The sequence below is a fragment of the Pseudomonas sp. AL03 genome (assembly GCF_029960815.1).
Classification (GTDB): domain Bacteria; phylum Pseudomonadota; class Gammaproteobacteria; order Pseudomonadales; family Pseudomonadaceae; genus Aquipseudomonas.
In genome coordinates this window covers 98075-119538 of the sequence record NZ_JASBRE010000009.1, presented here as the reverse complement: position 1 = coordinate 119538, position 21464 = coordinate 98075, and the positions used below count along the sequence as shown (strand labels likewise).

Annotated in this window: 16 protein-coding genes and 2 pseudogenes; 7 read left to right on the top strand and 11 right to left on the bottom strand. The window is 59.5% G+C overall.

The features are described 5' to 3' along the window. The first annotated feature begins 1 nt into the window (after position 1). Positions 2 to 631, top strand: coding sequence for a class I SAM-dependent methyltransferase (locus tag QK293_RS11480; RefSeq protein ID WP_282377396.1), 630 nt, complete (start codon positions 2 to 4; stop codon positions 629 to 631). A gap of 40 nt (positions 632 to 671) precedes the next feature. Here QK293_RS11480 and QK293_RS11475 read toward each other — a convergent pair whose 3' ends face one another. The 4 genes from QK293_RS11475 to QK293_RS11460 all read right to left on the bottom strand — a co-directional run bounded on the left by QK293_RS11475 (position 672) and on the right by QK293_RS11460 (position 8248). Beyond that, on the bottom strand, positions 672 to 2921 hold the full coding sequence (locus QK293_RS11475; protein WP_282377453.1) for a glycoside hydrolase: 2250 nt from the start codon (positions 2919 to 2921) through the stop codon (positions 672 to 674). Between the two features lie 97 nt (positions 2922 to 3018). Then, positions 3019 to 6084, bottom strand: a complete 3066-nt coding sequence (locus QK293_RS11470) for an efflux RND transporter permease subunit (RefSeq protein WP_282377395.1) — start codon at positions 6082 to 6084, stop codon at positions 3019 to 3021. After that, positions 6081 to 7148, bottom strand: coding sequence for an efflux RND transporter periplasmic adaptor subunit (locus QK293_RS11465; RefSeq protein WP_282377394.1), 1068 nt, complete (start codon positions 7146 to 7148; stop codon positions 6081 to 6083). Before QK293_RS11465 ends, QK293_RS11470 begins: the two co-directional genes overlap by 4 nt. After that, positions 7145 to 8248 carry an efflux RND transporter periplasmic adaptor subunit gene (locus tag QK293_RS11460; protein ID WP_282377393.1) on the bottom strand — a complete coding sequence of 368 codons (1104 nt, stop codon included), beginning with the start codon at positions 8246 to 8248 and terminating at the stop codon, positions 7145 to 7147. The genes QK293_RS11465 and QK293_RS11460 overlap by 4 nt, the downstream gene beginning before the upstream one ends. Positions 8249 to 8552: 304 nt before the next feature. Here QK293_RS11460 and QK293_RS11455 point away from each other — a divergent pair. Beyond that, positions 8553 to 9441 (top strand): annotated as a pseudogene (locus tag QK293_RS11455) (AAA family ATPase); the annotation flags it as partial. A 389-nt stretch (positions 9442 to 9830) separates the two neighbouring features. Here the strand turns inward: QK293_RS11455 and QK293_RS11450 are convergent. Then, positions 9831 to 10124: a hypothetical protein gene (locus tag QK293_RS11450; RefSeq protein WP_282377392.1), complete on the bottom strand. Its 294-nt coding sequence runs from the start codon at positions 10122 to 10124 to the stop codon at positions 9831 to 9833. Between the two features lie 310 nt (positions 10125 to 10434). Between QK293_RS11450 and QK293_RS11445 the strand changes: the two are divergent. The 4 genes and pseudogenes from QK293_RS11445 (at position 10435) to QK293_RS11430 (ending at position 14788) form a co-directional block, all read left to right on the top strand. Beyond that, positions 10435 to 10696: pseudogene (locus QK293_RS11445) on the top strand (hypothetical protein). 249 nt (positions 10697 to 10945) lie between these two features. After that, entirely contained in the window at positions 10946 to 12880 is a 1935-nt protein-coding gene (locus QK293_RS11440; RefSeq protein WP_282377391.1) for an ATP-dependent DNA helicase RecQ, read from the top strand. 105 nt (positions 12881 to 12985) lie between these two features. Then, on the top strand, positions 12986 to 14212 hold the full coding sequence (locus QK293_RS11435; RefSeq protein WP_282377390.1) for a 3-hydroxyacyl-CoA dehydrogenase: 1227 nt from the start codon (positions 12986 to 12988) through the stop codon (positions 14210 to 14212). A gap of 156 nt (positions 14213 to 14368) precedes the next feature. Continuing rightward, a complete protein-coding gene (locus QK293_RS11430) occupies positions 14369 to 14788 on the top strand; it encodes a thioesterase family protein (protein WP_282377389.1) in 420 nt (139 codons plus the stop codon). A 68-nt stretch (positions 14789 to 14856) separates the two neighbouring features. Here the strand turns inward: QK293_RS11430 and QK293_RS11425 are convergent, their stop codons facing one another. From QK293_RS11425 to QK293_RS11410, 4 genes are all read right to left on the bottom strand, one after another. Continuing rightward, positions 14857 to 15342, bottom strand: coding sequence for a glycine zipper domain-containing protein (locus QK293_RS11425; RefSeq protein WP_282377388.1), 486 nt, complete (start codon positions 15340 to 15342; stop codon positions 14857 to 14859). A 266-nt stretch (positions 15343 to 15608) separates the two neighbouring features. Further along, a complete protein-coding gene (locus QK293_RS11420; protein WP_282377387.1) occupies positions 15609 to 17957 on the bottom strand; it encodes an FdhF/YdeP family oxidoreductase in 2349 nt (782 codons plus the stop codon). Next, on the bottom strand, positions 17954 to 18808 hold the full coding sequence (fdhD, locus tag QK293_RS11415; protein ID WP_282377386.1) for a formate dehydrogenase accessory sulfurtransferase FdhD: 855 nt from the start codon (positions 18806 to 18808) through the stop codon (positions 17954 to 17956). Before fdhD ends, QK293_RS11420 begins: the two co-directional genes overlap by 4 nt. A gap of 92 nt (positions 18809 to 18900) precedes the next feature. Continuing rightward, on the bottom strand, positions 18901 to 19788 hold the full coding sequence (locus QK293_RS11410) for a LysR substrate-binding domain-containing protein (RefSeq protein WP_282377385.1): 888 nt from the start codon (positions 19786 to 19788) through the stop codon (positions 18901 to 18903). A 140-nt stretch (positions 19789 to 19928) separates the two neighbouring features. Between QK293_RS11410 and lysM the strand changes: the two genes are divergently transcribed. Continuing rightward, on the top strand, positions 19929 to 20369 hold the full coding sequence (lysM, locus tag QK293_RS11405) for a peptidoglycan-binding protein LysM (RefSeq protein ID WP_282377383.1): 441 nt from the start codon (positions 19929 to 19931) through the stop codon (positions 20367 to 20369). Between the two features lie 54 nt (positions 20370 to 20423). Here the strand turns inward: lysM and QK293_RS11400 are convergent, their stop codons facing one another. Both QK293_RS11400 and QK293_RS11395 read right to left on the bottom strand, forming a co-directional pair. After that, positions 20424 to 21155 (bottom strand): enoyl-CoA hydratase, encoded by a 732-nt coding sequence (locus QK293_RS11400; RefSeq protein WP_282377382.1) that lies wholly within the window; start codon positions 21153 to 21155, stop codon positions 20424 to 20426. Then, a complete protein-coding gene (locus QK293_RS11395) occupies positions 21152 to 21382 on the bottom strand; it encodes a universal stress protein (RefSeq protein ID WP_282377380.1) in 231 nt (76 codons plus the stop codon). Before QK293_RS11395 ends, QK293_RS11400 begins: the two co-directional genes overlap by 4 nt. Positions 21383 to 21464 lie beyond the last annotated feature (82 nt).

Below are 21464 nucleotides of genomic sequence, written 5' to 3'. Positions count from 1 at the left end.
CATGAAACAGACTCCCACCGACCTCGAGCAGATCACTGCCACCACCCTGGGCCATTACAACTCGGTGGCCGAAGGTTTCCGCGAAGGGACTCGCGATCATGATGTCAGCCAGAACATTGATGCTCTGTTGCGGCATATTCAGGGCCAGGCTCCGTTCGACATTCTCGACTTTGGCTGCGGTCCCGGCCGCGACCTGCAGACCTTCACCCGAATGGGCCACACGGCGGTCGGCCTCGATGGTTCAGAGAAGTTCACGCACATGGCGCGCGAGGACAGCGGTTGCGAGGTCTGGCAGCAGGACTTCTTGAAACTCGATCTACCGGCTGAACGCTTCGATGGGATTTTTGCCAATGCGGTGTTGTTTCATATTCCGCGTCAGGAGTTGCCTCGGGTGTTGAAGCAGTTGCGCGGGGCTTTGAAGCCGGGAGGAGTGTTGTTCAGTTCCAATCCGCGTGGCGAGAATCAGGAGGGGTGGAATGGGTCGCGTTATGCGGCTTATCACGATCTTGAGGCGTGGCAGCAATTGCTGACGGCGGCGGGGTTTGTGGAATTGGAGCATTACTACCGGCCGGAGGGGCTGCCGCGAGAGCAGCAGCCTTGGTTGGCGAGTGTTTGGCGTAAGCCGGCGTAGCCTGTCAGGACGCTATCGCGAACAAGGTCGCGAAGGTTTTCTAACGTTGCGCAGCGACTTGATAGGTTGCCACTCCCCCATTCGCGTCAAACGCGGTGATACTTTGATCGGCCAGCTGTCGCCCATCAACTTCACGTTCGCGTAAATCAAAATTTGCCACCAGTCTGGTGCCATCGGCGAACGTTGTCTGCTGTACCTGACGATCCTCGGTCAGCCAACGGAAGTCTGTCATCGCCTGAGTCGCCAGACGCTCATGCAGCGGGCGGAAGAAAACATCCTGCCGAGCAATCACCGGTAACCGCTGCTTCAACGTCGCCGCACTCAGGTGATACAGCGGCGGCACGTTGTAGAGCAATTGAGTCAGCTCATTCTCGGCGCGCACATTGCTCAACTTAAGGCTGTCGAACAGCCAATGATGGGTGGTGATGACCGAGCCATGGAACACTGCCTGATAAAGCGGCAAGCGCGTTTGCGGAGCAAAGTGAACCGTGCGGTAGGGTTCCTTGATCGGCACGGTTTTGAAGAAAACCTGCGGCTGCTCATTGGGAAACCAGCGGCCCAGGTAATAGGGCGACTTCGGATTCTTGCTCATATCGGGATCCCCCCAGCCGATCACCGGTGTCTGCATCCCGTGGGCAAACAGTACGCCTTGGGCCGTGGTGGCGTTGCCATCCTCGGAACCGGTCGGTAGCTTCAACGTCTCGTTGACCCAGCGCGAGCCGTCGATGTTGTCCTCGGCATTTTGCGCCTGAGTCATGGTCGCCCCCACACGGTAGCTGTCGAACAGCATACCGGTGGCATAGGCATCTAGAAACCAGCTATTGAACCCGGCCTTGCTATGTACAGCCCTGATGCGCGCCTCAAGCAATGGCCGAACACAACGCGGATCGGTGTAATGCCCCGATTGCTGAAACCCGCTTTTTAACGTCCCGGTTTCCAACACGACTGCACATTCCTGATTGGCTTTGGAGCCCAGATGCGCGGTGGTCCAGTCCGGATTTTCAGTGATGGTCAACGCCGTCTGATAGGAATCATAAGGCGCCACCAGGTAGCCTGCTGCAACGCCTTGACGCACCGCTTCAGGGTGCCAGAGACCACCTTCCCAACCCTCGCCAAGGCCTAACCATAATCGCGACAATCCGGCAGCTTTCAGTTGTTCGATAGTCGTTGGTGACAAGGTGTTGCCCCAGCGTTCCGGTATTGCTGTCAGAGCATCGGAGAACGCCACTGCCAGCTCTCCACGTAACAAGCCGTAGCCGTCAGCCAATTTTTGCATGTCCGGTTCGACGACAGATTGCCAGCCGCTGCGTGCCTTCTTGTTGAGCGCAGCATTGAGGCTGCGGAGCAACGTGACTTGCTGGTAACGATCAAGCGGCGGCTCAGCCCGGGCCAGTAACTGCGTGCTTTCAGCGTCAAAACTGTTACGTAACTCGCTGGCCAATACGCCGTTACCGCGCAACCCTTTCAGCAAGGCTGGCCAGCTTCGAACATCGTCTGGTCCGAGCAGGTCGTTACCCCACAGATAAACATGACTGGCCCCCAGGAGCTTTTTGGCTTCGGGTGTTTTCAGCAGTTTGTCGCTCAAGGTTTCGTATTGCCCGTTATCGACCAACCATTTCCGATAGCGCTTGGCACCCGCCAACAGATCGGCATCACCCAACGACAGCTTGAAGGTTAGCGGTGCATTGGGCTCAAGGGACGTGAATTGATGATGGACAGCCAGAGCAAGGGTGTTGTTGTTTTCGGCGCTGAAGGTCAGGCGATTGTTGTAAGGATTGGTCATCAGCCAGTTCAGCGTGAAACCACCGTGATCAACGCCCCACAGCGGCAAACTCAGGTCTTGGGTGGTGTTGAACGCCCCCTGATCGAGCAGAAAGGTTTGCCACAGCGGATCACCGGCTGGCACGTAACGCCCCTCGGCCAGCGGCCAGATCAGTCCTTTGCCCATGGCACTGCCGGGCTGTTTCAGAAAGATCAGCTCACCGGGATCGCGGGCCGTGATGGACAGGGACAGGTCACGCTGATCGAGGGCGGCACTCAGCGTCCAGGCGCCGTCATCCCACTGCCAGTCCATGCGATTGGCGCTTTGTTTGAGGTCGCTGACCTCATGCCCAGTAACGCCCGACGAGGCTTGCACTGGCGAATTTTTTGCGGGGATGACGCGGATCGCCAGCGTGGCGGGATCGAGTTCGACGCGCCACAGCGAATTTTCCAGCACACTGCTGGCCAGTGTCGGGGGTGAAAACAACAGAGCGCCGAGCAACAGCACATAGCGCAGACAATAGGTCATCGGTAACATCGAAGTCCCTCCTCCATTTGGAAAGGGACCGTACAGCAAGGCACCGGCCATGTAAGTAGGACCGTTCCCAAACGTCACTCGGGAACGATCAACGCATCAATGACTGCGCTTCTTTTTTCGGCTCCCGAATCTTGTACCAAGCCACATACAACGCCGGCAAAAACAGCAGCGTCAGCAACGTCGCAATAATAATCCCGCCAATCATCGCGTAAGCCATCGGCCCCCAGAACACTTCCCGGGCGATCGGAATCATCCCCAGGCTCGCCGCCGCTGCCGTCAGCAGAATCGGTCGACGACGATGCTCCGTGGCTTGCACCACGGCATCCCACGGTGCATGACCGTCCTTCTCCAAGGTCTCGATCTGCGTCACCAGGATCACCGAGTTGCGGATGATGATGCCGATCAGCGCCAGAATGCCGAGGATCGCCACGAAGCCCATTGGCGTGCCCGTCGGGATCAGCGCCAGCACCACGCCGATCAGCCCGAGCGGCGCGACGCTGGCCACCAGGAACAGCTTCTGCACGCTGTGCAACTGGATCATCAGGAAAGTCGCCATCAAAAACAGCATCAACGGCACGACCTTGGCAATCGGCCCTTGGGCCTTGCCGCTTTCCTCCACCGTACCCCCGGTGGCGACCTTGTAGCCCACCGGCAAACTGGCGGCGAATTTGTCGATGTCAGGTTGGAGCTGTTTCACCAGATCGGTCGGTTGGATTTCGTCACGCACCGCAGCTTTGATGGTAATGGTCGGCTTGCGGTCGCGACGCCAGACCAGCGGTTGCTCAAGTTCATAACGCACGGTGGCAAAAGCCAGCAGCGGAATCGACGTGCCGCCCGGCGTGACGATCTGCAAATTCTGCAGGGTTTCCGGGGTGCCGCGTTCCGCGTCTTCGGCACGACCCACCACGTTGATCAGGTAGATATCGTCGTCGACCTGCGTCACCGGCGCACCCACCACAATGCTGTTCATCAGGTTGGCGACGTCTTCCGACGACAGTCCCAATTGCCGTGCCTTGTCCTGCGCGATGTCGATACGCAGGACTTTGCCCGGTTCGTTCCAGTCGTAAATGATCTCGCCAATGTGCGAGTTTTTATCCAATTCGGTGGCCAGGGCGATGGCGTGTTTACGCACCTGATCGACGTCTTTGCCGCTGACCCGGTACTGAATGGGCCGACCCACCGGTGGACCCATTTCCAGCGCCTGGACGTAGCTGCCGATGCCGACAAAATCTTTGCGCAACCGCTCACGCAAGCGTTGACTCAGGGCCTCGCGCGATTCCAGGCCTTTGCTGACGATCACCAGTTGGGCGTAATACGGGTTCTGCAATTGCTGGTCGAGGGGCAGGTAGAAGCGGATCGCACCTTCGCCGATGTACGTGCTCCAGCGCACGATGTCCGGGTCGCCCTTGAGGGTTTCTTCGAGCTTGTCCACAGCCTTGCGGGTCTCGGCGATCGAGGCGTTTTGCGGCAGGTTCAGGTCGACGAGAATTTCCGGGCGGTCCGAGGACGGGAAGAACTGGCTCTGCACAAACTGCATGGAGAACACCGACGCCACGAACAGTGCAATGGTGATGCCGATCGCCCACCAGCGATTGCGCATGGCCCAGAGCATGCCGTAATTGAACGCACGGCCGATGCGCCCCGGTTCTGCGTCGTGAGGTTTCACGTTGGCGCTGAGGATGTGCACGCCGATCACCGGGGCGAACAGCACCGCAACGATCCACGACACGATCATGGCCACCGCGATCACCGCGAACAGCGTGAAGGTGTACTCGCCGGCCGAGCTGGCGTTCAGGCCGATGGGCACGAAACCGGCCACCGTCACCAACGTACCGGTGAGCATCGGGAACGCCGTCGAGGTGTAAGCGAACGTGGCCGCTTGCTCCTTGGTCTCGCCCATTTCCAGGCGCGTGACCATCATCTCGACGGTGATCATCGCGTCGTCCACCAACAGGCCGAGGGCGATGATCAGGGCGCCGAGGGAGATCCGTTGCATGGTGATGCCGCTGTATTCCATGAAGACGAAGACCATCGCCAGCACCAGCGGAATCGAGCAGGCCACCACCAATCCGGCGCGCACGCCGAGGCTGATGAAGCTGACGATCAGCACGATCACCACCGCTTCGAACAGTGCGCTGGTGAAGCCGCCGACGGCTTTTTCTACCACTTCGGCCTGGTCGGAAACCGTGTGCACACCGACGCCCACCGGCAAGTCCGCGGTCAGTTCGGTCATGCGCTGGTGCAAAGCCTTGCCGAACACCTGGATGTTGCCACCCTTCTTCATAGCGATGGCCAGGCCGATAGCAGGGTGGCCGTTAAAGCGGAATTCCGGTGTCGCCGGGTCGACATAGCCACGACTGATCTGAGCGACGTCGGCCAATCGGTAGAAGCGGTCGTTGAGTCGCAGGTTGACGTTGGCCAAGTCTTTCTCGGAGGCAAACTGCCCCGACGTACGCACGGAAATCCGCTCGGGACCGGCTTCGATCACCCCGGCCGGGGTCACCGCGTTTTGCGATTGCAGGCTCTGCACCACCTGACGCTGATCGATGCCCAGCGCCGCCAGTTTGCGGGTCGAGAAGTTCAGGTAGAGGACTTCGTCTTGCTCGCCGACCATCTCGACCTTGCCCAGCCCCGGTACTTCGCGGATCTCGGCGCGGACCTGCTCGACGTAATCGCGCAACTGACGCATCGACAAACCATCAGCAGTAAAGGCGTACACCGAGCCGAACACGTCACCAAATTCGTCGTTGAACCCCGGCCCTTGAAGTCCTTTGGGGAAGTCGCCACGAATGTCGTTGATCTTCTTGCGCACCTGGTACCAGATTTCCGGAATCTCTTTGGCACTGGTGGTGTCACGCAAGTTAACGAAGACCGTTGACTCACCGGGGCGGGTGTAGCTTTTCACGTAGTCGAGGGAGTCGAGCTCTTCGAGTTTTTTCTCGATGCGGTCAGTGACCTGCTTGAGGGTTTCTTCCTGGGTCGCGCCCGGCCAGCGGGTCTGGATCACCATGGTTTTGATGGTGAATGACGGGTCTTCCTCACGGCCAAGGTTCATGTACGAGAACACGCCCATCAGCAGCGCAACGAACATCAAATACCAGACAAACGACTGATGCTTGAGGGCCCATTCGGATAAGTTGAAACTCCCTTTCATTGCGGGCTGTCCTCATCGATTTTCACTTTTTGCCCAGGTTTCAGGCTGTTCACACCCGCACTGACCACCCGCTCGCCAGACTTCACTCCGTCAGCCAGCACCACTGTGCTGTCAGTACGGCTGATCAGGCTGACGTCTCGCGGGGCAACGGTTTGCGTCTGAGGATCGACGACCCAGATTCGCGATTTGCCATCAACCTCTTGCAGCACGCTCACCGGCAATTCGATGCGCGATTTGATCGCGGAGCTGAGGGTCACGCTGATCGCCGTACCGAGGCGAAAACCCGGTGGCGTATCAGTCAGGCTCAGGCGGGCGCGACGGGTGCGGGTCGCGCTTTGGGCCTGGGGTTCGATTTCGCGAACGATGGCGGTGGTGGTAATGCTCGGGTCCAGTTGCACGGCGACTTGAAACACCACATCCGCCGGCAACTGGTCGACCAGCGTGTCGGGAAGGTCGATCACCGCTTCCTTGATGTCCGGCTGCGCCAGGGTCACCACTTGCTGGCCGGCGGTCACCACTTGCCCGGCTTCGGCGTTCCATGCGGTGACGATAGCTTTGTGGTCGGTGCGCAGTTCGACGTAGTTGAGTTGGTCCTTGGCCTGGTCGACCGCCGCCTTGGCCTGATCAAGGGAGGCCTGAGTGGTTTTGAGATCGGTCTGGGCGATGTCCAGTTGTGCCTGCGCACCGACCCCGCGATCGAACAGTTCCTGCTGGCGCCGGGCGTTGGCCTGGGCATTGATCAACTGCGCCTGCACACGGGCCAGATCGCCCTGGGCCGAGCGCAACTGGTTTTGCTGGTCAGTGGGGTCGAGTGTTGCGAGCAAGGCACCCTTCTTGACTTCGGCACCGACATCGACGTTACGGCTGGCGATGCGGCCCGGCACCCGGAAGCCGACATTGCTTTCATAACGGGCCTGGATGCTGCCGGCGAAGCGGCCAAGATTTTCCTCGTCAAGGGCCTGGACCTTGATGGACAACACTGGGCGTACAGGCTCCGGAGGCGGTTCTTCTTTCGAGCAGGCCACTAGGATCACACCGGCGAAAACCAGCAACAGACGCTTCATGGCTGGGCTCCCGCGGCTAAATCCTTATAGGTGTTTTCGGCGATTTCCACCTTCACACCGGGGTGCAGTAACTGGCCGCCGGCGATGACGACTTTTTCGCCACCCTTGAGGCCGGCGCTGATGATGACTTTGCCAGTCAGGTAGCGACCGACAGTGACGGTGTGCAGCTGTGCCTTGCCTTCGTCGTCCACTAGCCACACGGCCGGGTCGCTGAGGTTTTTGGTCAGCGCCGACCAGGGCAGTTCGACCGCCGATTTGCCCGGCGTCTTGGCCGTGGCACTCACCACCGAACCGAGCTGCATACCTTCCGGCAGACTGTTGAGAGTGACTTTGACCTGCACCGTGCCGGTCTGCGCGGAGACGGCCGGGGTGATTTCCCGAACGGTGCCGGTGGTTTTGATAGCCGGGTTGTCGAGCAGGCTGACTACGATCGTTTTATCTTCCGGCGCCTCCGCCAGCAGCGATTCGTAGACGTTGAATACGGCATCGCGCTCACCGTCCCGGGCCAGGCTGAAAATCGGCACCGTGGCCTGCACCACTTGGCCGACTTCGGCCTGACGGGCAGTAATCACTCCCGGCGCGTCGGCGACCAACGCGGTGTAGCTCAGTTGTTCACGGGCATTGGCCAGTTGCGCCTGGGCGGCCGTCAGGGCGCTTTGGCTGCTGCGCAAGGCGGCTTGGGCGGAATCGTATTCGCTCTGGCTGGTGTAGCCCTTGGGCAGGAGTTTTTGCTGGCGAACGAAAGCGGCAGCGGTCTGTTTGACGCGGGCCTGCTCGGCGACGACCTGTGCCTGAGCCGAGTCGACGTTGGTTTGCAAGTCCTTGGGATCGAGCTTGGCCAGCACTTGTTTGGCCGATACCCGGTCACCGACATCGACCATGCGCTGGATGATCTTGCCGCCAACGCGGAACGACAACTCAGTCTGGACTCGCGCCTGAACATCGCCGGTGAGTGTCACAGACGCTGCGTAATCAGCCGATTTGACCTCTTGCACGAACACCCGCGGCCGGTCCTTCTCGACCGGTTTTTTATCGCCACAAGCGCTCAGCAGGATAAGGAGGCTCAGGCCAACCATTGTTTTCAACCCGGGACCCACCATGCAGACTCCTTTGCGTTGTACGGACGTGCCAATGGCGATACGACTACGAGCTTAGAACAGGGTTCCGTGTCTGCATGACGGTTTCAATAAAGCGATCACACCACAATCCTTGTAGCAGCTGGCGGAGCCTGCGTTCGGCTGCGCAGCAGTCGTAATATCAGCGCTCGCGGTGCATCAGACAAACTGTGAAAGCCGGATTGACGACTGCTGCGCAGCCGAACGCAGGCTTCGCCAGCTGCTACAGGGGATCACAGTGTTCCCGACAATAAGGCAAACTGCTGGACCATGCAGCAGGAAGCTTCCAATGCTCAAAACCCTCGCGGTAGCCAATTACCGCTCGATCAATAAATTGGTGATTCCGCTGGGCCGATTGAACCTGATCACGGGTCCCAACGGCAGCGGAAAATCCAACCTCTACCGCGCGTTGCGCCTGCTGGCGGAAACCGCTCAGGGCGGCGTGGTCAATGCATTGGCCCGCGAGGGTGGGCTGGATTCGACCTTCTGGACCGGGCCGGAAAACAACAGCCGGCGCATGCGTAATGGCGAAGTCCCTATCGAAGCGACCGTACGACACGGCGCCAAACGCCTGCGCCTGGGGTTTGCCGGGGAAGATTTCAGCTACTCGATCGCGCTGGGCCTGCCGGAGCCCACACAGTCGTACTTTTCCCTCGACCCGGAAATCAAGAAGGAATGTATCTGGTCCGGGCCGTTCTATCGTCCAGCCAGCCTGTTGGTGGACCGCAACGGCCCGATCATCCGCGCCCGGGTCGGTCGTGCGTGGGAAGTGCTGGCCCAGCACACGCCGAATTTCGACAGTTTGTTCGATCAGGTCGGCAGCTTTCGCACCTCGCTGGAAGTCTTGCAGCGGCGCGAATTTATTCGGCGGTGGCGCTTCTATGATCACTTTCGCAGCGACGCTGATGCGCCGGTTCGCCAGCCACCCGGTTCGCCAGCCACAACTGGGTACTCGCACGCCCGTGTTGCACCACGATGGTCGAGACCTGGCGGCAGCGTTGCAGACGATTCGCGAGATTGGCGATCCAGATGCCTTGCAGACTGCGATCAGTGACGCCTTCCCTGGGGCGAGGTTGAACAACGCGCCGCTTCAGGGCGGTCGGTTTGCGATCGAGTTTTATCAGGAAGGATTGTTGAGGCCATTGTCGGCGGCCGAGTTGTCGGACGGGACGTTGCGCTGTGTTCGGATTGGTCAACCGATGAGGCTCACATCCCGGCACGCCCGAGGACGTCCCAAACACAGCCACCATATAGCGTGCAGGCACATGAAGTGCCGGCAGCATACAACGGAGGCGTAGATATGAGCCATTCGGGTGACCAAGCCCGAGTCGCTGAATTGGCAGCGACAGTCAGGGCTGTAGGAACAAGTCACTGGGCGGCGATAGGCGACAAGGTGCCTTCGGTTGTAGGAACGGAATGAAGCTTGATAGGCCGTTACTTACTGACTTATCTCTGCCGTAATTTCTCGCGTTTGATTGCCATCAGGTGTTTGGCTTCTTCATCAGGCACACCGAGTTATCGTTCTTCGCGGGCAAGCCTCGCTCCTACATGGGGTTGTGTTTGTGCATCAACCAGTAGTGGTTTTCGGGAGTCGTTGCCGGGCGATGTCGAGCAATTCATTACCGTCCTGGGTCAACAGGTACAGCGCATTGACGATGTTGGGAATGTCGCTCGCATCGGCTTGTTTGAAGCACAGGCAATACAGCGTTTCGAGCAGGTCGCTGGCGGCGCGGATGCGTTGGCGGGCGGCGTCGAGGATTTCGTGAGGGTCGGATTCTGTGTCGATGACCAGCACGGGGGTGTCGCTGTAGCGGGATTTGAGCGGGCGATAGCGTTCTGTAAACGTGTGGAATGTGGTCATCGAGGTTCGTCCTGTACGAAATCGGGAGGTGGCTCCCGGCAGGCCGAGACACTGTTTTCAGCCGCGCCGCAGACTATAGAAGGGCATGACGCCGTGCGGCAATACGGCTTCGATGGACAGGTTTTGTAGGGGGTTTACCTGCCGTTTCGGACCGGGCCTACGCGTTTTTCGAGGTTTTTTACGCCTAAACCCTTAGCCGGCAAATTTCCTACGGGTTTGTCAGGCGGGACGCGCTAAACCTCTGTATGGTGCGCGCCAGAATCAGTAGGACGTTTCGAAACGTCCGTCCAACGCTTAAAGGGAATTAGGTATGCAATGGCCATGTATGGCCTCGATTTTGTTGCTGTGGGCCGGGTTTTGTCGCACGGCGGGTGCTGCTGACGCCGGTAACTCGATGGTCCAACGGCGAACCCTTTTGCCCCCGCGTGCGAAGCGTCGCTGATTTGCGTCAGTTGGCGGCGGCGTTCACCGGCGAAATCAGCCCGGCTCATGCGGCATAGGCGAGCAAGGGCCGGGTGTTTCATGAGCAGGCTTTGAATGAGCCTCTGCGGGTGGCGGTGTTAGTGCCGTAGTCAGGTGGCGACGGCAGGATGCGCCGGGGTTTGCAGCGCGGCGAGCAGCGGTGGCTCGTCAGGGAGTTTCATGCATCCGCTCAGCAACAGGGAGGCAAGAACGAGGGCGAAAATTGAAGTGTCCTGTGGCAAAGGATTCTGGGGCGAGGCTGTATCATCCCGTATCGTTTTGGTCCCCGACCTTTTCTCGACTCGCTGCATTTGCCGACTAGGCTTTTGGCATGGCAGCAGTCAACGGAGTGACAGCTTATGCACAACACCCTGGAACAGGTTTTCGGTTATCCACAGTTTCGGCCCGGCCAGGAAGCGGCGATTAGCGCGGTGTTGGCCGGTCGCTCGGCGGCGGCGATTTTCCCCACCGGTTCAGGCAAGTCCCTTTGTTATCAATTGCCGGCCTTGTTGCTACCGCACCTGACACTGGTGGTCTCACCGCTACTGGCCTTGATGCAAGATCAACTCGCGTTCCTGCAGCGCCATGGCATTGCGGCGGGCAGTATCGATTCGGCCCAGAGCCGCGATGACGCCAGCGACGTGATGGCTCGGGCCAAGTCTGGCGAGCTGAAGATTTTGATGATCTCGGTGGAGCGCCTGAAGAACGAGCGTTTCCGCAATTTCTTGCAGCAAGTGCCGATCTCGTTGCTGGTGGTGGATGAGGCGCACTGCATCTCGGAATGGGGCCACAACTTCCGTCCCGACTACCTCAAGCTCCCGGATTATCAGCGCCAGTTCAACATCCCACAGGCGCTGCTGCTGACCGCCACCGCGACACCCAAGGTGATCGCTGACATGGAAGCCAAGTTCGCTATCGCCCCCGACGATGTGGTGACCACCGGTTTCTATCGGCCGAACCTCAATCTGTTGGTCGAGCCGGTACGCGGGCAGGATAAACGCCGACGCCTTGTCGAATGGATGAGTCAGCGTCCCGACCAGCCGAGCATCGTCTACGTCACCCTGCAGAAAACTGCCGAGCACATTGCCGATCATCTGACTCGCAACGGCATTCAGGCTGAGGCCTATCACGCCGGTCTGCCCCATGAACAACGCGAAGCAATCCAGCGTCGGTTCATGGGCGGGCAGTCCAATTGCATCGTTGCCACCATCGCGTTCGGCATGGGTATCGACAAGAGTGACATCCGCAACGTGGTGCATTTCGACCTGCCCAAATCGATCGAAAACTACAGCCAGGAAATCGGCCGCGCCGGGCGTGACGGGCAGCCATCCGACTGCCTGGTACTGGCCAACCGCGACAGCCTCAACGTGCTGGAAAACTTCGTCTACGGCGATACGCCTGAGCGGGATGGCATCCGCTACGTGCTCGACGAGTTGCAAGCCGCCGCGCCCGAGGGGCAGTGGGAGTTTCTATTGGGGCCGCTGGCGGACCAAAGCAACATCCGACAATTGCCGCTCAAGACCTTACTGGTGCAGTTGGAACTGCGCGGGATCATCGCTCCGCGTTACGCCTATTACGCTGAATACCGCTTCAAGTACTTGCAGGAGCCCGAGGCCTTGCTGGCCCGCTTCGAGGGAGAGCGCAAAGACTTCGTCGCAGCGATCATTCAGACCTCAAACCGTGCGCGCACTTGGGCCACGGTGAATTTCGACGCGCTGTATGAGCAGCATCAGGCCGAGCGCAATCGGGTGGTCAAGGCGCTGGATTATTTCCAGGAGAAGGGCTGGGTCGAGCTCGAAAGCAAGCAGATGACCGAGGTCTACAGCCTGCTGCAAACGGACTTCAACAGCCAAGCCCTGAGCGTCGAGTTACATGCCTATTTCACCCAGCACGAGCGGACCGAGATCGCGCGGATTCACGCCATGCTGGAGCTGTTCGCCACAGAGCATTGCCTGGGCTATCGCCTGGCCGAGTACTTCGGCGATGAAAACGCGCCGCAGCAGTGTGGGCATTGTTCGGTGTGTCACGGGGATGTGGCGCGATTGCCCGCACCACCGGAATTGTCAGCGTTTGTGGATAAAAACTTCGAAGCGTTGTGCGGTGATTTTATCCACAGGCATGAGCAGCACACCGGCAACGCTCCGTCGGCGGAGCGCGTGACGCGGTTTTTATGCGGTATCAGCGTGCCGCTGTTTACCAAGCTCAAGGCGCGGTCGATTCCCGGGTTTGCGGCGCTGGAGGGTTATCCGTATGGCGAGGTGCGGGCATGGGCCCAGGCGCATTTACCTGCGTAGATCCATCCGCTGAATGTCGCCCATCACAGGAATAAATTTCAAAAAAGCCCGGTGGCTGACTAGGGTGAAGGCTGTCTTTGGATCGCCAACAAGAGAACAACAACTATGAGCGAGACACCGTTCACTATTCAGTGCGCCGCCATCATTGGCGCGGGCACCATGGGCCGTGGGATTGTCATGTGCCTAGCCAACGCCGGCGTCCCGGTGCAGTGGGTCGATAACAATCCACAGATGCTTGAACAGGCGCTGGCCGCCGTGGCGGACACCTACGCCCACAACGTGCGTCAGGGCCGGTTCGATCAGACCGAGGCAGACGCTCGCATTGCACGGATAACGGCGGCGGCTGACTACGCGGCGATCCGCGATGTCGATCTGGTGATCGAAGCGGTGTACGAAAACCTCGAACTCAAGCAGAAAATCTTCCGTGAACTGGACGGTCTGCTCAAACCTGAAGCGATTTTGGCCAGCAATACCTCGGCGCTGGATATCGACGCCATCGCCGCGGCCACTCGCCGTCCGGAACAGGTCCTGGGCCTGCACTTCTTCAGCCCGGCGCACATCATGAAACTGCTGGAAATCGTCCGCGGTGCCCAAACCGCCCCGGCGGTGCTCGATGCGGCGCTCGAGCTGGGCAAGCGCATGGGCAAGGTCAGCGTGGTGGCGGGCAACTGCGATGGTTTCATCGGCAACCGCATGCTCAATACCTACGTCCTTGAAGCGCGCAAGATGCTGCTCGAAGGCGCTTATCCACATAAGGTCGATGCGGTGCTGCAAGGTTTTGGCTTTGCCATGGGGCCGTTCCGCATGTACGACGTGGTTGGCGTCGACCTGGGTTGGCGGGCTCGGGAATTGGCTGGCAAAGGGCAGGATGCACCCGAGGTTCAAGTGGACAACCGTCTGTGTGAATTGGGTCGTTTCGGCCAGAAGAGTGGCGATGGGTATTACCACTATGAACCGGGCAGTCGCCAGGCTGAGCACGATGTGGAAGTCGATGCTCTGGTGCTGAAGGTCAGCGAAGAGTTGGGGTTTCAGCGTCGCGAGATAAGCCCCGAGGAGATTCTTGAGCGCTGTTTGCTGGCACTGGTCAATGAAGGGGCGAAGATCCTTCAGGAAGGCATCGCCGAGTCAGCGCATGACATCGATTTGGTGTACCTCAATGGCTACGGCTTCCCGGCGGACAAGGGTGGGCCCATGGCCTGGGCGGATCAGCAAGGGCTGGCGGATATTCACCAGCGGTTGCTGGCGCTTGAGACGAAGCAGGGTGATCAGTGGAAACCGGCGCGGTTAATTGGGGAGTTGGCGGCGGTGGGTAAAGGGTTTGCGGATCGGTAGACTCTACGGCGGGTGATCGTTTTCACGCTCTGCGTGGGAATGCAGCCCGGGACGCTCCGCGTCCCAACTGCGGACGCAGAGCGTCCATTGAGGCATTCCCACGCAGACGGCTCGACGCCTCGACGTGGGAACAATCTTTCGAAACGGGAAGCTCCCATGAATCAACGCACCGACTATCTTCACTTCCAACCCATCACCACCCGCTGGCACGACAATGATGTCTACGGTCACGTCAACAACGTCACCTACTACAGCTTCTTCGACACGGCGGTGAATACCTATCTGATCGAAGTCGGCGGCCTGGATATTCATGACGGCGAGGTGGTGGGTTTTGTGGTGAGTTCGGCCTGCGATTACTTTGCTTCCATTGCCTTCCCCGATCGGATCGAGATCGGTTTGCGGGTGGGCAAGTTGGGAAACAGCTCGGTGCAGTATGAGCTGGCAGTGTTCAAGGCCGGGGAAGACGAAGCCTGCGCGGCGGGGCGTTTCGTGCATGTGTTTGTGGATCGGGCGTCGAATCAGCCGGTGGCGATTCCTGCCGGGTTGCGCGAAGCAATGGAGCGCTTGGTAGTTTGACAGGTAAAAAAATCGCAGCCCGAGGGCTGCGATTTTTTGATTTACCGGTCCACGAGGCGATTCAAGCCTCAGTCGTCATGGCGATGTTTATGCTTGCGATGGCCGTAGGCATGGCCGCGACCCCGATGGCCGTCACGGTAGTAGCGACGATCATCATGACCACGACGATAGGAGCGACGATCATCATCGTCATCGCTCTTGTTGCCCATGTAGTTACCCAGCGCGCCACCGGCGCCGCCGCCTGCTGCGGAGCCGATCAGGCTGCCGGTGGTGCCGCCCATGCTGCGGCCGACCACGTTACCGCCTGCTGCGCCCAACGCACCGCCAATGGCTGCTTCGCCACGGCTGCGTTTGTCTGCGCCAACAGCGCTACCACCCGCGCCGCCCAGGGCCGCGCCAATGGTGGAACCTGTATTGCCGCCTAATGACTGACCGACGACCGAGCCCAGAACCCCGCCCAATGCGCCGCCCACACCTGCTTCGGTGGTGCCGCCGGCAGAAGCGATGCCACTGACCAGGCCAAGGGACAACAAGAGAATCGAGGAGAACTTCATAGAGGAACCTCAAGGGGATGACGGCGCGATCCTGAGGCTGTGTCATGGTTGTGACAATCGAAATCCGACGAGTAACACGACTTGTACACAATTCTATAAGTTGCTGTTTTCCGGGCGGAACTTAAGGGTTTTTTGCCGGTCTTTAGTTACTTCAGACAGGCCGTTTCCATGCAGAAACGGCCTTTTTTGTGGGCGATTGGAAAGCGTTCGAATGGTGCCGATACAGGTGTTGTCAAGTCGGACGCCTTCGCGGGCCTGCTGCCGCGTTAAGCCGACTTGGCCATAATCAACCCCGTCTCACTCGCCGCTTCCAACCGGATCGCCACGAACTTCGACGTCGGCGTATGGCTGCCATCCCCGATGCTTTCCAGCGGCACCAGCGGATTCACTTCCGGATAGTAAGCCGCCGCTTGCCCGGCAGGAATATCAAATGCCAGCAGCGTAAAGCCCTTCACCCGACGCTCACGGCCATCATCCCAGATCGAAACGATGTCAGCCTTTTGCCCCGGCTTGAACCCCAGGCGAATGATGTCGGCTTCATTGACGAACACCACATCACGCTGACCTTTGACTCCGCGATAGCGGTCATCGAGCCCATAAATCGTGGTGTTGTACTGATCGTGGGAACGCATTGACTGCATGATCAGGTCCGGCAATACGCCGGTGGCGCGAGTGCGTTCGTGCACCAGATCTTTAGGCAGGATGTTCGGACGGAAATTTGCGCGCCCCGACGGCGTGTTCCAGCGTCGCGTGCCGGCGCTGTTGCCCAGATGGAAACCACCCGGGTTCTTGAGCTTCTCGTTGAAGTCGCGAAAGCCCGGAATGGTCTCGGCGATCAGGTCGCGGATGCGGTCGTAATCGGCCACCAGCCAGTTCCAGTCCACCGGTTTGCTGCCCAGGGTCGCGGCGGCGATGCCGGCAATGATCGACGGCTCCGAGCGCATCTGGTTCGACAGCGGCTGCAACTGGCCGTTGGAGGCGTGAACCATGCTGAACGAGTCTTCGACGGTCACCGCTTGCGGGCCTTCGGTCTGGATATCGATGTCGGTGCGGCCCAGGCACGGCAGGATCAGCGCGTCTTTACCGTGAGCCAAATGGCTGCGGTTGAGCTTGGTGCTGATTTGCACGGTCAGGTCGCAGTTGCTCAGGGCCTGGAAGGTCCGTGGGCTGTCCGGAGTGGCTTGGGCGAAGTTGCCGCCCAGCCCGATAAAGACTTTCGCCCGACCGTCGGCCATGGCATGAATCGCCTCGACCACGTTGTGGCCATTTTTACGTGGCACCTTGAACTGGAAGCGGCGTTCCAGGGAATCGAGGAACGCCACCGGCGGACGTTCGTTGATGCCCATGGTCCGGTCGCCCTGCACGTTACTGTGGCCACGCACCGGGCACAGACCGGCACCCGGCCGGCCGATGTTGCCGCGCAGCAGCATCAGGTTGGCGATTTCCTGGATGGTCGACACCGAATGGCGATGCTGGGTGATGCCCATGGCCCAGCACATGATGACGTTCTTGCTTTTGGCGTACATGCGCGCCGCTTGCTCGATCTCCACCAGCGGCAGGCCGGACTGCTCGACGATCTGCTCCCACGGGGTATCGTCGATGGCGGCAAGATAGTCCAGCACGTTGACGCTGTGTTCATTGAGGAAGTCGTGATCGAACACCGCGGGTGCACCAGTCTTCTGCGCCTCGCGCTCCCATTGCAGCAGGAATTTCGCCATGCCGCGCAGGATCGCCATGTCGCCACCGAGGGCCGGACGGAAGAACGCGGTGTTGGTCGGCTTGTCGCCGTTGGTGAGCATTTCGAACGGGTGCTGCGGATGCTGGAAGCGTTCCAGGCCGCGTTCCTTGAGCGGGTTGACGCACACCACTTGAGCGCCGCGTTTCACCGCTTCGCGCAACGGTTCGAGCATCCGTGGGTGGTTGGTGCCAGGGTTCTGACCCCAGACGAAAATCGCATCAGCGTGTTCGAAATCGTCGAAGGTTACCGTGCCCTTACCAACACCGACACTTTGCGCCATGGCCACACCGCTGGCCTCGTGGCACATGTTCGAGCAGTCGGGGAAGTTGTTGGTGCCGTAGGCGCGCACGAACAATTGATACAGGTACGCCGCTTCGTTGCTGGCGCGGCCCGAGGTGTAGAACTCGGCCTGATCCGGGCTCGACAGGCCGCGCAGATGCTTGGCGATCAGGGTAAAGGCATCATCCCAGCTGATGGGTTGGTAGCGATCGGTTTCGGCGTTGTAGCTCATCGGCTCGGTCAGGCGGCCCTGATATTCCAGCCAATAGTCGCTCTGCTCCAACAATGAACTGACGCTGTGCCTCGCGAAAAACGCACCGTCGACACGGCGTTTGGTTGCTTCCCAGTTCACCGCTTTGGCGCCGTTCTCGCAGAACATCACCATGCCCTTTTCCGGAGAATCGCCCCAGGCGCAACCGGGGCAGTCGAAGCCGCCGTTCTGGTTGGTCTTGAGCATTATGCGGATGTTTTTCAGCGCGTTGTCGCTGGTCAGCCAGGCCTGGGCGACGCTGATCAGCGCGCCCCAGCCACCGGCTGGGCCTTTGTAGGGCTTGTAGCGGGGGACGGGTTTCTGGTCGGCTTGACGATGTTGACTCACGCTTGATTCTCCAACGCTGGGCTGTAGACCCGCGGTGCACTTTTCTGCGGCAGGTGGATGAGATTGAGGTTGTGACGACGGGCCCATTGCACGGCAAGGCCCGTGGGCGACGACAGGCTGACCAAGGTCTGGATGCCTGCGCGCAATACTTTCTGGATCAATTCGAGGCTGCAACGGCTGGTGACAATCGCCAGCCCGCCGGTCGTCGGGATCTTCTGCCGGATCAGCCCGCCGATCAGCTTGTCGAGGGCGTTGTGTCGGCCGATGTCTTCGCGACCCAGCAGCAATCGGCCCTGACTGTTCATAAACACGGCGGCGTGCACCGCGCCGGAGTACTGGCCCAGCGGCTGGAACGCACTGATGCGCTGACGCAAACCATCGAGCCATTCGGCGGGCGGCAAGGGTGCGCCGGGCAGAACCTTGAGGTCTGGCAACGCCTGTTCCACCGCTTCGACACCGCAAAGCCCGCAACCGCTGGTGCCCGCCATTTGCCGACGTTGTTGCTTGAGGTTCCAGAAGGCGCGGTTGGCGATGGTCACTTGCGCGTACTGCGCCGACCCCGAGCCGCTGAGTTGCAGGTCATAAATGTCGCAAGCGTCTTCGATGATGCCGCTACCGAGGCTGAAACCGACGATGAAGTCTTCCAGATCCGTCGGCGTCACCAGCATCACAGCCTGGCTGATGCCGTTATAGGCAATCGCCAACGCAACTTCCTCGGCTAGCGCCGTGCTGGCCGATTCGGCGCTTTGCGTTTCGGTGTGGCGAAGATCGCAGTAGCTGTAGGTCTGGCTGGCAGCGGGCTCTGGCGTTTCGAGGGCAGGCGCCGCGCAGGCAGGGCGCTTGGCGTTCATGGCATCACCAACGGTTTGATTAGCTTTAAGCCTAGGCGCGTCAAGTTGTCGCGTCTAATCGCTAATACTGATCTGCTGATAGATGGCGTCGATCAAGAGCTCGGCAGCGATTGCTGAAGAATCGCAAAACAGGCTTCTGCGAGCGCTGAACGCGGGGCGCTGCGACGCATGATCAGGCCCAGCCGTGCGAGGGTCTGGGCATTTTCGATGGGTTGCAGGCGCAAATGATCGGTCAGTTTTTCCAGGCCGCCGTCCAGCGGCATCACGGCGCAGCAGAGTCCCCCGTATACCGCTTGTAACAGTTGGTGGACGGCATCGGTCTGCAACAAGGGTTGTGGGGTGAGGCCGCGACTGTGGAAGTTGTGGTCGATGGACTGGCGAAAATGCATGCCGCTGGTGAGCATGCCCAGCGGCAGCTCGATCAGCGATTCCCAGCTCAGCGGCGCCTCGCCGAAACTGAAGAAGCGCTGATCGTAGAGCAGACCCATGCGGGTTTCGCTGAACGCCAGGGAGTCGAAGCGTTCGCCGTCCAGTCGCTCCAGGTACGACACGCCCAGATCCAGGCGATTGTTCGCCAGTTGTTCGAGGATCTGTTCGGAACTCAGCGCTGAGAGTTCGAAGCGCAGATTCGGGTGCTCGGCGTGCAGGCGTTGCATCAGTGGCAGCGGATCGAAGCTCGACAGTGGCACCACGCCCAGGCGCAACGTACCGACCAGATTACCGCGACAGGCAGCCGCTTCGGCCTGCAAGCCGTCGTAGGCTGCCAGCACGGTGCGCGCCCAGGCCAGCACCCGTTCACCCGGTGCGGTGAAACCCTCGAAGCGCTGACCGCGATTGACCAGGGGCAACTCGAGTTCTTCTTCGAGGCTGCGCAGGCGCATGGAGAGGGTCGGTTGGGTGATGTGACAACGCGCGGCGGCCTGGCCGAAATGCCGGGTTTCGTCGAGGGCGATGAGGAATTTCAGTTGCTTGATGTCCATCTTCTCTCCAGAGCGCGGTCAGGCTCGAGATTCTAACGCGCTTGCAGAGCACTTGAGTCATTGGTCGGATCGCAACCTCGTTCTTTGCTGTTGGTCTAGTCTTTCGCGTCTGGACCTCATAAACCCAAGGAGAGTGCATCATGAGTATTTTTAGCTTTGTGAAAGAAGCGGGCGAAAAGCTTATTGACCTGTTAACGCCGGGTAATGCCAATGCGAGCGAGCAGTTGAAGGAACACATCACCAAGGTCGGCCTGGGCAATCCGAATGTTCAGGCGACAGTAGATGGCGATAAAGTCATAGTGACCGGTGAAGTCGCCAGCCAGGAAGAGAAAGAGAAGATTCTGCTGGCCGTGGGCAACATTGCCGGTATCGGCAGCGTTGACGACCAGATCACCGTGACCGGCCCGGTCGCTCAGGCGGCGCGTTTCGTCACCGTGAAAAAAGGCGACACCCTCAGCGCGATTGCCAAGGCTGAGTACAAAGACGCCAACAAGTATCAGAAAATCTTCGAAGCCAACAAACCGCTGCTGTCGCACCCGGACAAGATCTATCCCGGCCAGGTATTGCGTATTCCTGAGTAATGCTTTTCAGCCAGGCTTTCGAGCCTGGCTGAATCCCGATTCCTGCTTGCCTGCTTAGCGATGTTTGAACTGCGGCGGGCGTTTTTCACTGAACGCGTTCATGCCTTCTTTCTGATCTTCGATAGCAAAGGTCGAATGGAACAGCCGGCGTTCAAAGCGTACGCCCTCTGCCAGGCTGGTTTCGAAGGCGCGGTTTACCGCTTCCTTGGCCAGTAGTGTTACCGGGGATGAGAAGCCAGCGATGCGTGAGGCTATCTTCAGTGCCTCGTCGAGCAGCGAGGCAGTCGGCACTAAACGGCTAACCAGACCGCAGCGTTCGGCTTCGACGGCATCCATGGTGCGCCCGGTCAGAACCATGTCCATGGCCTTGGATTTGCCGACAAACCTTGCCAGTCGTTGGCTGCCACCGGCGCCGGGGATGGTACCGAGGGTGATCTCTGGCTGGCCGAAGCGGGCATTTTGCGCTGCGATAATGAAATCGCACATCATCGCCAGCTCGCAGCCTCCGCCCAGCGCATAGCCAGCAACCGCAGCGATGCTCGGCTTGCGAAAGGTACTCAGGCGTTCCCAGTCAAGGGTGATGAAGTCAGCCTTGTACACATCCATGTAGCTCCAATCCTTCATTAGCTTGATATCGGCACCGGCGGCGAAGGCCTTTTCATTGCCGGTAATTACCACTACGTGAGTTTCGTCATCTGTTTCCAGATGATCGAGCAGACGCGCCAATTCGGCATTCAGTCCGGCTGAAAGCGCATTCAGCCCCTCGGGGCGGTTGAGGGTGATCATCGCCACATGGCCATGCTTTTCCAATAAAGCTCACTGCTGGCCGCAGGATATTCCTGCTCATCTGCAGGCTTGATGTGCCCATTTTCCGAAGGCAGGGTGTACGCACTGTCGACGGAAAGCAGGACGTAGAGTCGAGCGGCATCCAGCTTGGAATACTGTGCGGCCAGGTCCAGGACCGATCGGCTCTGGGGCGAACCATCAATAGCAGCGAGTAAGGAGCGAAGCATGTCTGTTCCAACCGGGAGTTAACGGAAAGCAGGTATTCTTGGAAAATCGTACGTTTAGGTAAATGGTTCGTCGCGCACTTAA